Origin of the sequence: Caproiciproducens sp. MSJ-32 (assembly GCF_018918055.1) — a bacterium.
Lineage (GTDB): Bacteria > Bacillota > Clostridia > Clostridiales > Clostridiaceae > Clostridium.
Genome location: NZ_JAHLPS010000011.1, coordinates 1 through 13,623 on the forward strand (window position 1 = coordinate 1; position 13,623 = coordinate 13,623).

Consider the following 13,623-nt stretch of genomic DNA (forward strand, 5'->3'; position numbering starts at 1 on the left):
AAATATAAATATCAAGCAATAGTAACAAATATAGATTATTTAACACCTGAAGAAATATTTCAAGATTATAATCAACGATGTGATGTTGAAAATAACATAGATGAAATAAAAGAAGGCTATGCCTTTAGCGAAAATAGTTTAGTAAATCATAAATGCAATGAATTGTATCTTTTAATAAAAATGATAGCATACAATATTCATAACTGGTTTAAACAGGCAATTATGCCTAAGGAAATACAACATCATGAAATTAGTACATTAAGGAGAATATTTTATAGAGTTTGTGGTAATGTTTGTGGTAGCAAATATTATAGATATTTAAGTTTTTCAAACAACTGCTTATTAGAAAAAATCATTACTTATATTCAAAAGCAAATACATGTTTTTAGTAGAAAGATGATAGCAGTATACACTTAATAGTAAAATAAAAAAATAAATTACCTTAAAAATCCAAATGTTATTTGGGTTTATTAAGTATACTCAAAAAAAGACCTAACGGTATAAAATATCATAATAAATGTAAATTTATTCATAAAGAAAACAAAAATGGCAAGTAGAAACTTTTTTAAAATTTACTTGCCGAATTCAAGTTAATAATATTTGTAATAAATATAATAGCAAAATTAATAACAAAAAAATTTAGTAAAGCAAATTACTAATTTTAGTTATATGAGGTGTGAAAATGAGTAATAATACTAAAATAAAGGTAAGAAATTTAAATTTATATTATGGAGAAAAACAAGCGTTAAAGAATATTAATTTAGATTTAGAAGCGAATAAGGTAACTGCTTTTATAGGGCCTTCTGGTTGTGGAAAATCTACATTTCTTCGTAGCTTAAATAGAATGAATGATTTAATTGAAGGGGTAAGAATAGAAGGAGATATCTTAGTAGATGGCGAAGATATATATAAGAGTAAAGATGTTATTGCTCTAAGAACAAAAGTAGGAATGGTATTCCAAAAGCCGAATCCTTTTCCTATGTCAATATATGATAATATAGCATATGGTCCAAGATTACATGGAGTTAAAGATAAGAAGGTATTGGATGGAATAGTAGAAAGAAGTTTAAAAGGTGCAGCTCTTTGGGATGAAGTAAAAGATAGGCTAAAGACAAGTGCATTAGGATTATCTGGAGGTCAGCAGCAAAGATTATGTATTGCTAGAACAATTGCAGTATCACCAGAAATAATATTAATGGATGAACCTACTTCTGCTTTGGATCCAATTTCAACTAGTAAAATGGAAGATTTAATGGAAGAATTAAAAAAGAATTATACTGTTGTAATAGTAACTCATAATATGCAACAAGCAGGAAGAATAGCTGATAAAACAGCCTTCTTTTTAAATGGAGAAATAGTTGAATATGGTGATACTGAAGATATTTTCTATAAGCCAAAGGATAAAAGAACTGAAGACTATATAACTGGCAGATTTGGTTAGAGACTATTAATAAGAGGAGTTGAAGAGCATGAGAGATGTAATGAGAAATAAAATAAAATCCCTCAATTCAGAGCTGATGGAAATGGCTGCTTTAGTTGAAAAGCAAATATATGATAGTATTACGGCTCTAAAAAATCAAGATAATGATTTAGCTCAGGAAGTTATTAATAATGATGATAAGGTAGATAATTTTCAAAAAGAAATAGAGGAAAAATGTATAAAAATAATTGCAACAGAGCAGCCAGTTGCAAAAGACCTACGTAGTTTATATACAACTTCTAAAATAGTAACAGATTTAGAAAGAATGGCCGATTATGCAGTAGATATTTCAAAAGCAGTTTCTAGAGTTGTAGGAGTGAATTTTTCTGAAGAAATATCACCAGTTTGGGAAATGGTAGATATACTTACAAAAATGATAAGAGGTGCTATAGAAGCATATATAAATGGCGATGTTGATTATGCATATGAAATATGCGATATGGATGATAAAGTAGATGCTTTATATCAGGGAATTTTCTCACTTGTTTTGAAGAAAATGGTGTCAAATGAAGTAATGATAAATCAAGGAACTCAAATTCTTTTTGTATCAAAGTATTTAGAAAGAATAGGAGACCATGTAACTAATATTTGCGAATGGATAATATTCCACAAAAAAGGTAAATATGTTGATTTAAATGAGTAATTACAAAACATCCCTAATTTTTAGGGATGTTTTATGTTGACTAAATTTAATTAATAATGGTAATATTACTAAAGATATCTATTATATATTTTAGTCCTCAAACTTTTCATAATTAATAATATGATTACAGAAAAAAAGAAATAAATTTGGGGTAAACAATATAATAATAAATAATGGTTCTTAATTAATAAACTCAAAGGTTAGGAGGAAAATTAATGGCTAAACCAATAGTTGCGATAGTTGGAAGACCAAATGTAGGAAAATCTACATTGTTTAATAGATTAGCAGGACAAAGAATTTCAATAGTTCAAGATACACCTGGTGTAACAAGAGATAGAGTTTACGCTAAGGCTGATTGGTTAAATTATAATTTTACTATTATTGATACAGGTGGTATTGAACCAGAAAGAGATGATATTATTGCAAAACAAATGAGAAGACAAGCAAACATAGCAATAGAAACTGCAGATGTTATTATATTTGTTGTAGATGGAAAAGAAGGGCTTACAGCTGCTGATGAAGAAGTTGCAAATATGCTTAGAAAAAGCAAAAAAGATGTAGTTCTAGTAGTTAATAAGGTTGATTCTATGAAAGAAGTCGAAAATGCCTGGGAATTTTATAATTTAGGAATAGGTGATCCTATTGCTATATCTGCCTCTCAAGGATTAAATATCGGCGATATGCTAGATAGGGTAGTAGAATATTTTGATAAGTTTAATGAGGAAGAAGAGGAAGATGAGTATATAAGAATTGCTATGATAGGCAAACCTAACGTAGGAAAATCCTCTCTTATTAATAGACTTCTTGGAGAAGAGAGACTTATAGTTTCAGATGTTCCTGGAACTACAAGGGATTCAATAGATAGCGTTTTAGAAACTGAGGAAGGTAAATTTATATTAGTTGATACTGCAGGTATTAGAAGAAAGAGCAAAGTTAAAGAAGAGGTTGAGAGATATTCTGTTATTAGGACCTATGCTGCTATTGAAAGAGCTGATGTTTGTATTCTTATGATAGATGCAACTGAAGGGATAACAGAGCAAGATGAAAAAATAGTAGGTTATGCCCATGAAATGAATAAAGCCATAATGGTAATAGTAAATAAGTGGGACTTAATTGAAAAAGATGATAAAACAATGCAAAAATACTTAGAAGATTTACAAACAAATCTTAAGTTTTTAAAATATGCAAAATACCTATTTATATCTGCTAAAACTGGTCAGAGAACTCATAAAGTTTTAGAGATGGCCAAAGAATGCTATGATAATTATAGTAAGAGAATTCCAACTGGAATTTTAAATGATGTTGTTAGTAAAGCGGTATTAATGAATGAACCTCCATTAGTAGGGGTTAAAAGGATGAAGATATATTATGCAACACAAGTTGCTACTAAACCACCTAAATTTGTTTTATTTGTTAATGATGCAAGTGCAAGACATTTTTCCTATGAAAGATATTTAGAAAACCAGTTACGTGAAAGCTTTGATTTCAGTGGTACTGGAATACAAATAGAATATAGAGAAAGGAAAGAGTAGTTTTGAAGAAGGTTGCTTTTTTAGGTGGAGGAAGTTTTGGTACATCCTTAGCAATATTATTAGCTAATAACGGCAATAAAGTATCTATTTACGATAGAGATATTAACGTTGTAAAAGATATTAATGAAAATAGAAGAAATGATAAATATATTAAAAATCTATTAATTCCTCATGATGTAACTGCTTATAATAATATAGATTTAGCAATAAAAGATGCAGAATTTATTGTTTTATCTGTTCCTTCTCATGTTATTAGAGATATAAGCAGGCAGCTAAAGAATAAGATTAGTAAAGAAGTTATTATAATAAGTATTGCAAAAGGGATAGAAGAAGGAACTAATTTGAGACTATCAGAGGTAATTAAAGAAGAATTACCACAAAATGATATAGTTATTTTATCAGGACCAAGTCATGCTGAAGAAGTTTCTCTTAATATACCTACTACTGTTGTAGTATCTTCAGAAAATATGGATAAAGCAAAAATAGTTCAGGATCTGTTTATGAATCCAGCCTTTAGAGTTTATACAAATGAAGATCTGGTTGGAGTTGAAATTGGAGGAGCTGTAAAAAATATAATTGCTTTAGCGGCTGGAGTATGTGATGGACTAGGATATGGAGATAATACAAAAGCAGCTTTAATGACAAGAGGTATGGCAGAGATTGTTAGAATAGGCTTAAGATTAGGAGGAAAAGCAGAGACCTTTCTTGGTTTAACAGGAATGGGAGATTTAATTGTTACATGTACTAGTATTTATTCCAGAAACAGGCGTGCTGGCTATTTAATTGGAACTGGAAAGACTACTGATGAAGCTATAAAAGAAGTTGGAATGGTAGTTGAAGGGATTAAAGCATGCAGAGCCTTTTATGAATTAAAAGAAAAATTAGATGTAGAAATGCCAATAACAGATATTCTTTATAAGATATTATTTAAAGATGTAGATGTAAAAGAAGCTGTAAGTCATTTAATGGAAAGAGAAAAAAAGAGCGAAATATATTAATTTATTAGGAACCAACTGTTTATAATTCACAGTTAAGAAGATTTTAAGATAAACCAAAATCTTCTTACTGTGAATTTTTATTTTTCATGTATTTTTTTGTATTTATATTAATAATATTTTATATAAATTAAAATATAAAAATTTAACAATACTGTATACTTTTAAAAAAAAACGAATATATATATATTGTTAAAAATAAATGGGAGGGGACACCGTGGACAGCTTTAACATATACAAGAATATAGCAGAGAGGACACAAGGGGACATATATATAGGTGTTGTTGGTCCTGTAAGAACAGGTAAATCAACATTTATAAAAAAGTTTATGGACCTAATGGTAATACCAAAGATTGAAAATGCATATAAGAAAGAAAGAGCAAAGGATGAATTACCTCAAAGTGGGTCAGGAAAAAGTATCCATACAACAGAACCTAAATTTATTCCAAACGAGGCGGTAGAAATTACCCTTGAAGAGGATATTAAATTTAAAGTTAGAATGGTAGATTGTGTAGGATATATTGTAAAAGGAGCAATGGGTTATATGGATGGAGAAGAACCAAAAATGGTAAATACTCCATGGTATGAATATGAAATACCTTTTGAAGATGCAGCTGAAATTGGAACAAGAAAAGTTATTACAGACCATTCTACAATAGGGTTAGTTATAACTACTGATGGTAGTATAACTGGAATAGAGAGAGATGATTACTTAGAGCCAGAAGAAAGGGTAATTGAAGAGCTAAAATCTATAAACAAACCATTTATAGTTGTACTTAATACAAAATATCCGAACTCATCAGAAGTTAAAAAAATACAAAAAGAATTAGAAGAAAAATATAATGTAACTGTTCATGTTATGGATGTGGCAAATATGGATGAAGAGGATATAGAAGAAGTATTACAACATATACTTAAAGAATTCCCTGTTAAGGAAATAAACATAGAAATGCCAAGCTGGGTTGAACAATTAGAACCAGAGCATTGGTTAAAGAAAGATTTCTTTAAGCTTATAAAGGGAATGGCTGAAAACATAAGCAAGGTTAGGGATATTAAGTCCACAATCAATTTATTAAATCAAGAAGAAAATTTAGCACCAACAGAAATGAATTCGGTAGACTTAGGTATGGGTAAGGCAACTATATTTATGAAGCCTAAGGAAGGAATATTCTATAACATATTAAGTGAAATTTGTGACTTAGATGTTAAATCGGAAAGTGATTTATTATCTTTAATTAAAGAGCTTAATTTTGCAAAGAAAGAATATGATAAGGTAAAGGATGCTTTAATAGATGTTCGTGAAACTGGTTATGGTTTAGTTGCACCTCAACTTTCTGAAATGAAATTCGAAGAACCTGAGTTGGTAAAACATGGCTCTAAGTTTGGAGTGAAATTAAAAGCTTCAGCACCATCTTTACATTTTATTAAGGCTAATATAAAGACTGAAATAAGTCCAATAATGGGTTCAGAAAAAGAAAGTGAAGAGTTAATTAAATCCCTAATGGAACAGTTTGAAGAAGATCCTTCAGCTTTGTGGCAAAGCAATATGTTTGGTAAACCATTAGAAGTATTAATCAAAGAAGGATTACAAAATAAACTATATAAAATGCCAGAAGATGTACAAGTTAAAATTCAAAAGACACTTCAAAAGATTATTAATGAGGGCAGTGGTGGATTAATCTGCATAATTTTATAAAAAAGAATAATATAAACATTGATAATACTTTTTCCTTGGAGGCTGTGACAGCCTCCTTTTTTATTGTATATTTAAAGTAAAATTATAAAAAGTTTTGAATAATATATATTATAATAAAATATAAATTGCACTTCTAATACCATAAAGAATAGAGGGATATTGTGGAAGAAAAAATTTATACCTATAAAAGAGTAGGCTATTTCAAAGAAAAAACGGCAATGATTATAGGGGTAAAATTTTCTGGTACCATTTATGCATCTAATAAAGTAATAAAGCATATAAAGAAAAGGCATGGAAGGCATTTAAATAAAAAAATAATAAATAATCTTATTGAATATATGAGAAAAATTATTGATGCACCTAATTATATAGGAGTTTATAAGTCGACTGATAAGGTTATAAAAATAGAATTAATAAAAAAATTTAATGAGTATATATTAATGGGGATAGAAATAGATGATGGTAAAGACTATATTAATGTTTCAACCATGTATCCAATAACAGAAAGAAAAATATATTCAAAATTATATAAGGGAAAAATAAAAAAATGTGGATAAAATAAATATAGAATATAAATAAATATAGTTATATAATAAATTATTGTAATGAAATAATAATCTTTAAAATTTTATACTATTTAGGAGAAAATTATGAAAAAGGTAGCTTTGGTTTTTAATGGTGGTACAATATCAATGAAAATAGATGAAAAAATAAATGCTGCGGTACCTGGTTTAAGTGGAGAAGAAATTCTTTCAATGGTAACTGGAGCAGATGAATTTGCAGATATAGAAAGCTATAGTTTCTCAGAAAAACCTTCACCTCATATTTCAATAGAGGACATGTTTAGGCTAAGTAATTTTATTAATGAGCTAGTTAATAGAGAAGATATAGATGGAGTTGTATTAACTCATGGCACAGATACTTTAGAAGAAACTGCTTATTTTTTAGATCTTACAATTAACACTGAAAAAGTTATTGTGGTAACTGGTGCAATGAGAAGCAGTTCAGAACTTGGTTATGATGGTCCTTTTAATTTAGCAACATCAATTTGTACAGCTATATCTGAAGAAGCAAAAGGAAGAGGGGTATTAGTTTGCTTTAATGGAGAATTACATTGTGCATCAGAGGTCACTAAAGCTAATTCCATGGCACTAAATGCTTTTAGAACGCCTAATTTTGGCCCTATTGGTATAGTAGATAACAATCAAGTAATATTTCATAGAAAAACTCGAAAGCACAAAACTTATAAATTAGATAAAATAATTGGTGATGTTGCATTAATTAAATGTGTTTCTGGAATGAATTCGGATTTTGTTGAATTTGCAATAGATAAAGGTTATAAGGGAATAGTAATAGAAGCGTTAGGAAGAGGAAATGTGCCTCCTCTGATGCTGCCAGGAATAAAAAAAGCCTTAAAGAAGGAGATACCAGTAATTGTTGTTTCAAGATGTTTTGAGGGACGAGTTCGAGAGGCTTATGGTTATGAAGGCGGTGGAAAAATGCTAAAGGATTTAGGTGTATTTTTTGAAGAAGATATGCCAGGTCAAAAAGCAAGAATTAAATTATTAGTTGTACTGTCAAGTAAAGAAAATCTTAATTTAAATGAAGCTTTTAATGAAGTATAAGAAGTTGTTTTAAAAGGAAGAGTGTGAGAACTCTTCTTTTTTTATAATTTACAGTTCACAATTTATAAGTAAATAAAATGAGAAAAAATAAAATATGAATAAATTGTTAACAAACAGTTGACTTATAATCTCTAAAATTTTAATATTAAAAAAAGTAGTTAATTAATTTTTGGAGGCAGATATGGTAAAAAGTATGACTAGTTTCGGCAGAGCTAGTAATGATGAGGGAAGTAAATATTTATTTTCTATTGAAATGAAAAGTGTTAATAGTAGATATTTAGATATTAATATTAAATTACCTAAAAATTTAATTCCATTAGAAGAGCAAATTAGAAAATTAATAAATGAAAAATTAAATAGGGGAAAAGTAGATGTTTATATTAATCAGAAATCCTATTCTAGTGGAGAAGGACTAGCAAGATTAAATCTAAATCTTGCAGAAAGCTATTACAAGTGTTTATTAGAAATAGAAGAAAAATTCAATGTAAAAAATGATATTACTGTCTCTCATATTGCTAGATTTACCGATGTAATAGAAATTGTTGAAGAAGAAGATAATATTGAGAAAAAATTTGAATTTTTAAAGCCTTTAATTGAAGAAGCTTTAGAAAAAATGGAAAAGATGAGAGTAGCAGAAGGAGAAAAATTAAAAGAAGATATATTAGTCAAATTAAGCGATATAGAAATTTTTGTAAATAATATTGAAGAATTAGCTTCTTCAATAGAAATTACATATAAATCAAAATTAGAAGCTAGAATTAAAGAACTTTTAGATAAGCTTGATATTGATGAAGCAAGAATTGCGCAAGAAGCTGCTATAATTGCAGATAAGGCTGCAGTAGATGAAGAAATTATTAGATTAAAGAGCCATATAGATCAAGTTAGAAAGACCTTTAAAGAAACAGAGCCAATAGGTAGAAAATTAGACTTTATAATTCAAGAAATGAACAGAGAAGCTAATACAATTGCTTCAAAGTCAACTGATATAAATATGACAAATTATGTCATTAATATAAAAAATTTAATAGAAAAAATTAGAGAACAAGTACAAAATATTGAATAATTAGGAGGAAAGAAATGAGTATAAAATTAATTAATATTGGATTTGGCAATATAGTTTCTGCTAATAGGCTTGTAGCAATAGTTAGTCCTGAATCTGCTCCAATAAAAAGAATAATACAAGAAGCAAGGGACAGAGGTATGCTTATAGATGCAACCTATGGAAGAAGAACAAGAGCTGTAATAATTACAGACAGCGATCACATAATTTTATCAGCAGTTCAACCAGAAACTGTAGCTCATAGATTAGTTGATAAAGATGAAGTAGTAGATGAGGTTGTTGAATAATGAAGAAGAATAAGGGAGTTCTAATAGTTATATCTGGACCTTCTGGCGCAGGAAAAGGAACTATATGTAAAAAACTTATTGAAAAAAATAAAAATATATATTTATCAGTTTCTGCTACTACTAGAAATCCAAGAGAAGGAGAAATTGATGGAGTTAACTATTATTTTTTAACAAAAGAAGAATTTGAAAGAAAAGTTAAGGAAAATGGTTTTATAGAATATGCTGAAGTTCATGGTAACTTCTATGGAACACCAAGAGTTAATGTAAATAAAATGTTAGAAGAAGGAAAAGATGTTATTTTAGAAATTGACATACAAGGAGCCTTACAAGTTAAAGAAAATTTTAAAGAAGGCGTATTTATTTTTATTCTTCCTCCATCAATGGAAGAATTAAAAAGGAGAATTATTAAAAGAGGCAGTGAAACAGAGGAATCTCTAATGACAAGATTTAAAAATGCATATAAAGAGATAAACTATGTTTCTAAATATAATTATGCTGTAGTTAACGATACTTTAGAGCTTGCTGTTTCTAAGGTGGAGGCTATTATAGCAGCAGAAAAATGCAGAGTTGATAGAATAAAAGATAATACAATTTTAGAATCTAAGGAGGGCTTAATTCATGAACAACTCTATGATTAATCCATCAATAATGGATTTATTAAAAAAAGTAGATGATAGATATTCACTAGTAATAATTACTTCTAAAAGAGCAAGACAAATAATAGATGGCAGCAAGCCTTATATTGATACAAAACTAAAGAAAGCTTTAACAATTTCAATTAATGAAGTTAATGAAGGTAAAATTGATTACTATATTCTAAATAATAAAGATAAAAAAGAGGTAATAGAATCAAATGAACAATAAAAAATGTGTATGCGTAGGAGTAACTGGAGGAATAGCTGCTTATAAGGCTTTAGAAGTAGTAAGTAAGTTAAAAAAGCATGATTTAGATGTTAATGTTATTATGACGAATTCAGCTACAAAATTTGTTACACCTTTATCTTTTCAATCTCTTAGTCAAAATATGGTTGTAACAGATATGTTTGCAGAGCCGAAGGCTTTTGAAATACAGCATATTTCATTGGCAAAAAAGGCAGATATTTTCTTAGTGGTTCCTGCTACTGCAAACATTATAGGAAAGGTAGCAAATGGAATAGCTGATGATATGTTATCAACAACAATAATGGCTACCAAGGCAAAAGTTATTTTTGCACCTGCAATGAATACGAATATGTATCAAAATAAAATAGTTCAGGAAAATATAAAAAAATTAAAAGCTTATGGTTATTACTTTGTTCAGCCTGATTCAGGAAGATTGGCTTGTGGAGATGTTGGAGAAGGAAAGCTGGCTGATGTTGATATTATTGTAAGTAAGGTATTAGAGGTAATAGATAAACTTGAAATTAATAAAGATTTAGCTGGGAAAAAAGTTTTAATTAGTGCTGGACCAACAATAGCTCCTATTGATCCAGTAAGATATATAACAAATAGATCTTCAGGGAAAATGGGATATGCTATTGCTGAGGAAGCTGCGGCAAGAGGAGCAGATGTAATTTTAGTTTCAGGTCCTACAAATTTAGAGAAACCTGATGGAGTAAAAGTTATTGATGTGCTCACTAACGAAGAAATGAAAAATGCAATATTAGATAATTTTACTAATAGTGATATAGTGATTAAAGCAGCTGCAGTTACTGATTACAAGATAAAAAATTATAGTAATGAAAAAATTAAAAAAACTGAAGGAGATTTAAATTTGTCCTTTGTTAGGGATAACGATATTTTAAAAATCCTAGGCGAAAAGAAGGCTAATCAAATATTAGTAGGATTTGCTGCTGAAAGTAGTAATGTAGTAGAAAATGCAAAAAGAAAAATCAAAGGTAAAAATTTAGATTATATAGTAGCAAATGATATTACAAGTGCTGATACTGGATTTGGAAGTGATAATAATAAAGTTATTATTATTTCTAAAGATGGAGAAGAAATATATTTAGATAAGATGAGTAAAAGAGAAGTGGCATCAAGAATCTTCGATATTATATTAAGAAAGCGCTAAGGCGCTTTCTTCTTCTATAAGAGAAATAACCTAGTAAAAGGGTGATATAATTGAAATTGTATGCAGAAGTTATAATAAATAGTGATGCTTTAGAAATAGATAAACCCTTTACCTATGAAATTCCAGAGAATTATATTAAGCTTGTAAAGATTGGGCAATGGGTGAAGGTTCCCTTTGGATATAGAAATTCAATGGATGCTTTTATAATAAAGTTAATAGAACAAGAAGAAATAAAGGAATTTGAAATAAAGGAAATAAATAAAATTGAAAATATAGAGCCATTATTAACAGAAGATGATTTAAAAATAGTAAATTTCTTAAAAGATAATTACTTATGTAAATATATAGATGCTATAAGATTATTTATTCCTCAAGGGATATTAAAAGGAATAAAAAATAAACAGAAGATGGTTATTTCTATAAATAGAGAGAAATATAATGCTGATATTTATGAAAAGTATAAAGATATACTCTCAATTATAGAAAAAAATGATGGGAAATTTACTAAAAGCGAATTATCAAAAAATTTTTCCTTATCTTTATATAAAATTAATAAATTAATAAAAGAGGAATATTTAAAAGTCGAAGAAGAAACAATTTATAGATATAATATAAAGGAATACAAAACATATGGTGAAAAAACTTTAAATTCCGAACAGATAAATGCTGTAAATGTTATTAATAAATCAAATCGTAAAGTCTTTTTGTTAAAGGGAGTTACAGGTTCAGGAAAAACTGAAGTTTATATGAATGCAGTAAGTGATGTTTTAAAGGAAGGAAAGTCAGCTGTAATATTAGTACCAGAAATATCTTTAACACCACAAATGATTGAGAGATTTAAAGGAAGATTTGGAAGGGAAGTTGCTGTATTTCATAGTAAGCTTTCAGATGGGGAGAGATATGATGAATGGTATAGAGTAAAGGAGGGAAAGGCAAGGCTTATAATTGGAGCAAGAAGTGCCTTGTTTTTACCTGCAAAAGATTTAGGAATAATAATTTTAGATGAGGAACATGAAAATACTTATAAATCAGAACAAAACCCTAAATATCATACAAGGGAAGTAGCAGAATTTATTTCTAAAATAAAGGGATGTAAAGTTATTTTAGGTTCGGCAACCCCCTCAATAGAGACCTACTATAGAGCTCTTTCTGGTGAGATAGAATTAATAGAATTAAAAAATAGAGTTTATAATAAAGCAATGCCTAAAATGGAAATAATAGATATGAGAGAAGAATTAAAGAGCGGAAACATATCTATGTTTAGTAGAAAATTGATGAAGGAGATAAGGGATACATTAAGTAAAAAAGAGCAGGTAATTTTATTTTTAAATAGAAGAGGCTTTTCAACCTTTGTATCCTGCAGAAGTTGTGGTTATGTTTTTAAATGTCCTCATTGTGATATATCTTTAACATATCATAAAAATGGTTTATTAAATTGTCATTACTGTGGTTATTCTACAAGGCAGGAAAAACTTTGTCCAAAATGTAAGAGTAAATATGTCAAGTATTTTGGAGCAGGTACAGAAAGAGTAGAAGAAGAAATAAAAAAATATTTCTCTAGTGTTAAAGTATTAAGAATGGATATTGATACAACAAGAAATAAAAATTCTTATGAATATATTTATGATGCCTTTAAAAAGGGAGAGGCTGATATACTAATTGGAACTCAAATGATATCTAAAGGATTGGATTTTCAAAATGTAACATTAGTTGGAGTTTTAGCTGCAGATATGTCTTTAAATATACCAGACTATAGATCTTCCGAAAAAACTTATCAGTTAATAACTCAAGTATCAGGAAGGGCAGGAAGAGGGGATAAGGAAGGAAAAGTTATTGTACAGACCTATAATCCAGAGCACTATAGCATAGAATATGCTAAAAAATATGACTATGAGGGATTTTACAAAGAGGAATTTACCATGAGAGGTTTGATGAATTATCCCCCTTTTGCTAAAATATTATTAGTTAACGTTTCATCAAAAAATGAAAGATTATTAATAGATTTTATGAGGAAATTAGAGGCGGAGTTTCCTAAGATTATAGGGAATTATTTAAATATTGAAATGCTTGGACCAGTGCCATGTATAATATCAAAAATTAAAGAAAATTATAGATGGCAAATATTGTTAAAAGGAGATTTGTCTTTAGAATTTTGTAATAAAATAAAAGATAGAGTTTATCAATTGAATAAGAATGTATATAATGATATTAAAATTAGTTTGGATATAAATCCAAATAGTTTAAGCTAGGAG

General features: G+C 28.5%; 14 protein-coding genes. All 14 read left to right on the forward strand.

Annotated features, from left to right (window positions below; all coding sequences use genetic code 11):
- On the forward strand, nt 1–417 hold a 417-nt coding region (locus tag KQI16_RS01000; protein ID WP_216431572.1), incomplete at its 5' end, for a transposase.
- Between the two features lie 265 nt (nt 418–682).
- Complete coding sequence (gene pstB / locus KQI16_RS01005; protein ID WP_119865124.1) at nt 683–1,441, forward strand: phosphate ABC transporter ATP-binding protein PstB; 759 nt, start codon at nt 683–685, stop codon at nt 1,439–1,441.
- 28 nt (nt 1,442–1,469) lie between these two features.
- Complete coding sequence (gene phoU / locus KQI16_RS01010; RefSeq protein ID WP_216431573.1) at nt 1,470–2,123, forward strand: phosphate signaling complex protein PhoU; 654 nt, start codon at nt 1,470–1,472, stop codon at nt 2,121–2,123.
- Nucleotides 2,124–2,338: 215 nt separating this feature from the next.
- Entirely contained in the window at nt 2,339–3,655 is a 1,317-nt protein-coding gene (gene der, locus KQI16_RS01015) for a ribosome biogenesis GTPase Der (protein WP_216431574.1), read from the forward strand.
- A 2-nt stretch (nt 3,656–3,657) separates the two neighbouring features.
- Nucleotides 3,658–4,653, forward strand: coding sequence for an NAD(P)H-dependent glycerol-3-phosphate dehydrogenase (locus tag KQI16_RS01020; RefSeq protein ID WP_216431575.1), 996 nt, complete (start codon nt 3,658–3,660; stop codon nt 4,651–4,653).
- A 214-nt stretch (nt 4,654–4,867) separates the two neighbouring features.
- Complete coding sequence (spoIVA, locus tag KQI16_RS01025) at nt 4,868–6,346, forward strand: stage IV sporulation protein A (protein WP_216431576.1); 1,479 nt, start codon at nt 4,868–4,870, stop codon at nt 6,344–6,346.
- A gap of 161 nt (nt 6,347–6,507) precedes the next feature.
- Nucleotides 6,508–6,903: a PBECR3 domain-containing polyvalent protein gene (locus tag KQI16_RS01030; RefSeq protein WP_216431577.1), complete on the forward strand. Its 396-nt coding sequence runs from the start codon at nt 6,508–6,510 to the stop codon at nt 6,901–6,903.
- A gap of 93 nt (nt 6,904–6,996) precedes the next feature.
- Nucleotides 6,997–7,971, forward strand: coding sequence for an asparaginase (locus KQI16_RS01035; RefSeq protein WP_216431578.1), 975 nt, complete (start codon nt 6,997–6,999; stop codon nt 7,969–7,971).
- 181 nt (nt 7,972–8,152) lie between these two features.
- On the forward strand, nt 8,153–9,034 hold the full coding sequence (locus KQI16_RS01040) for a YicC/YloC family endoribonuclease (RefSeq protein ID WP_216431579.1): 882 nt from the start codon (nt 8,153–8,155) through the stop codon (nt 9,032–9,034).
- A gap of 14 nt (nt 9,035–9,048) precedes the next feature.
- Nucleotides 9,049–9,318 carry an extracellular matrix/biofilm regulator RemA gene (remA, locus tag KQI16_RS01045; RefSeq protein ID WP_119865116.1) on the forward strand — a complete coding sequence of 90 codons (270 nt, stop codon included), beginning with the start codon at nt 9,049–9,051 and terminating at the stop codon, nt 9,316–9,318.
- Nucleotides 9,318–9,956, forward strand: coding sequence for a guanylate kinase (gmk, locus tag KQI16_RS01050; RefSeq protein WP_216431580.1), 639 nt, complete (start codon nt 9,318–9,320; stop codon nt 9,954–9,956). Before remA ends, gmk begins: the two co-directional genes overlap by 1 nt.
- Nucleotides 9,937–10,182, forward strand: a complete 246-nt coding sequence (gene rpoZ, locus KQI16_RS01055) for a DNA-directed RNA polymerase subunit omega (RefSeq protein ID WP_119865114.1) — start codon at nt 9,937–9,939, stop codon at nt 10,180–10,182. The genes gmk and rpoZ overlap by 20 nt, the downstream gene beginning before the upstream one ends.
- Nucleotides 10,172–11,371: a bifunctional phosphopantothenoylcysteine decarboxylase/phosphopantothenate--cysteine ligase CoaBC gene (coaBC, locus tag KQI16_RS01060; protein WP_216431581.1), complete on the forward strand. Its 1,200-nt coding sequence runs from the start codon at nt 10,172–10,174 to the stop codon at nt 11,369–11,371. The genes rpoZ and coaBC overlap by 11 nt, the downstream gene beginning before the upstream one ends.
- Nucleotides 11,372–11,421: 50 nt before the next feature.
- On the forward strand, nt 11,422–13,620 hold the full coding sequence (gene priA, locus KQI16_RS01065) for a primosomal protein N' (protein WP_216431582.1): 2,199 nt from the start codon (nt 11,422–11,424) through the stop codon (nt 13,618–13,620).
- Nucleotides 13,621–13,623 lie beyond the last annotated feature (3 nt).

Excerpts from the sequence above, each read along its gene's own strand:
- pstB (WP_119865124.1), top strand. The coding sequence starts at position 683 with ATGAGTAATAATACTAAAATAAAGGTAAGAAATTTAAATTTATATTAT.
- phoU (WP_216431573.1), top strand. The coding sequence starts at position 1,470 with ATGAGAGATGTAATGAGAAATAAAATAAAATCCCTCAATTCAGAGCTG.
- der (WP_216431574.1), top strand. The coding sequence starts at position 2,339 with ATGGCTAAACCAATAGTTGCGATAGTTGGAAGACCAAATGTAGGAAAA.
- KQI16_RS01035 (WP_216431578.1), top strand. The coding sequence starts at position 6,997 with ATGAAAAAGGTAGCTTTGGTTTTTAATGGTGGTACAATATCAATGAAA.
- KQI16_RS01040 (WP_216431579.1), top strand. The coding sequence starts at position 8,153 with ATGGTAAAAAGTATGACTAGTTTCGGCAGAGCTAGTAATGATGAGGGA.
- remA (WP_119865116.1), top strand. The coding sequence starts at position 9,049 with ATGAGTATAAAATTAATTAATATTGGATTTGGCAATATAGTTTCTGCT.
- gmk (WP_216431580.1), top strand. The coding sequence starts at position 9,318 with ATGAAGAAGAATAAGGGAGTTCTAATAGTTATATCTGGACCTTCTGGC.
- rpoZ (WP_119865114.1), top strand. The coding sequence starts at position 9,937 with ATGAACAACTCTATGATTAATCCATCAATAATGGATTTATTAAAAAAA.
- coaBC (WP_216431581.1), top strand. The coding sequence starts at position 10,172 with ATGAACAATAAAAAATGTGTATGCGTAGGAGTAACTGGAGGAATAGCT.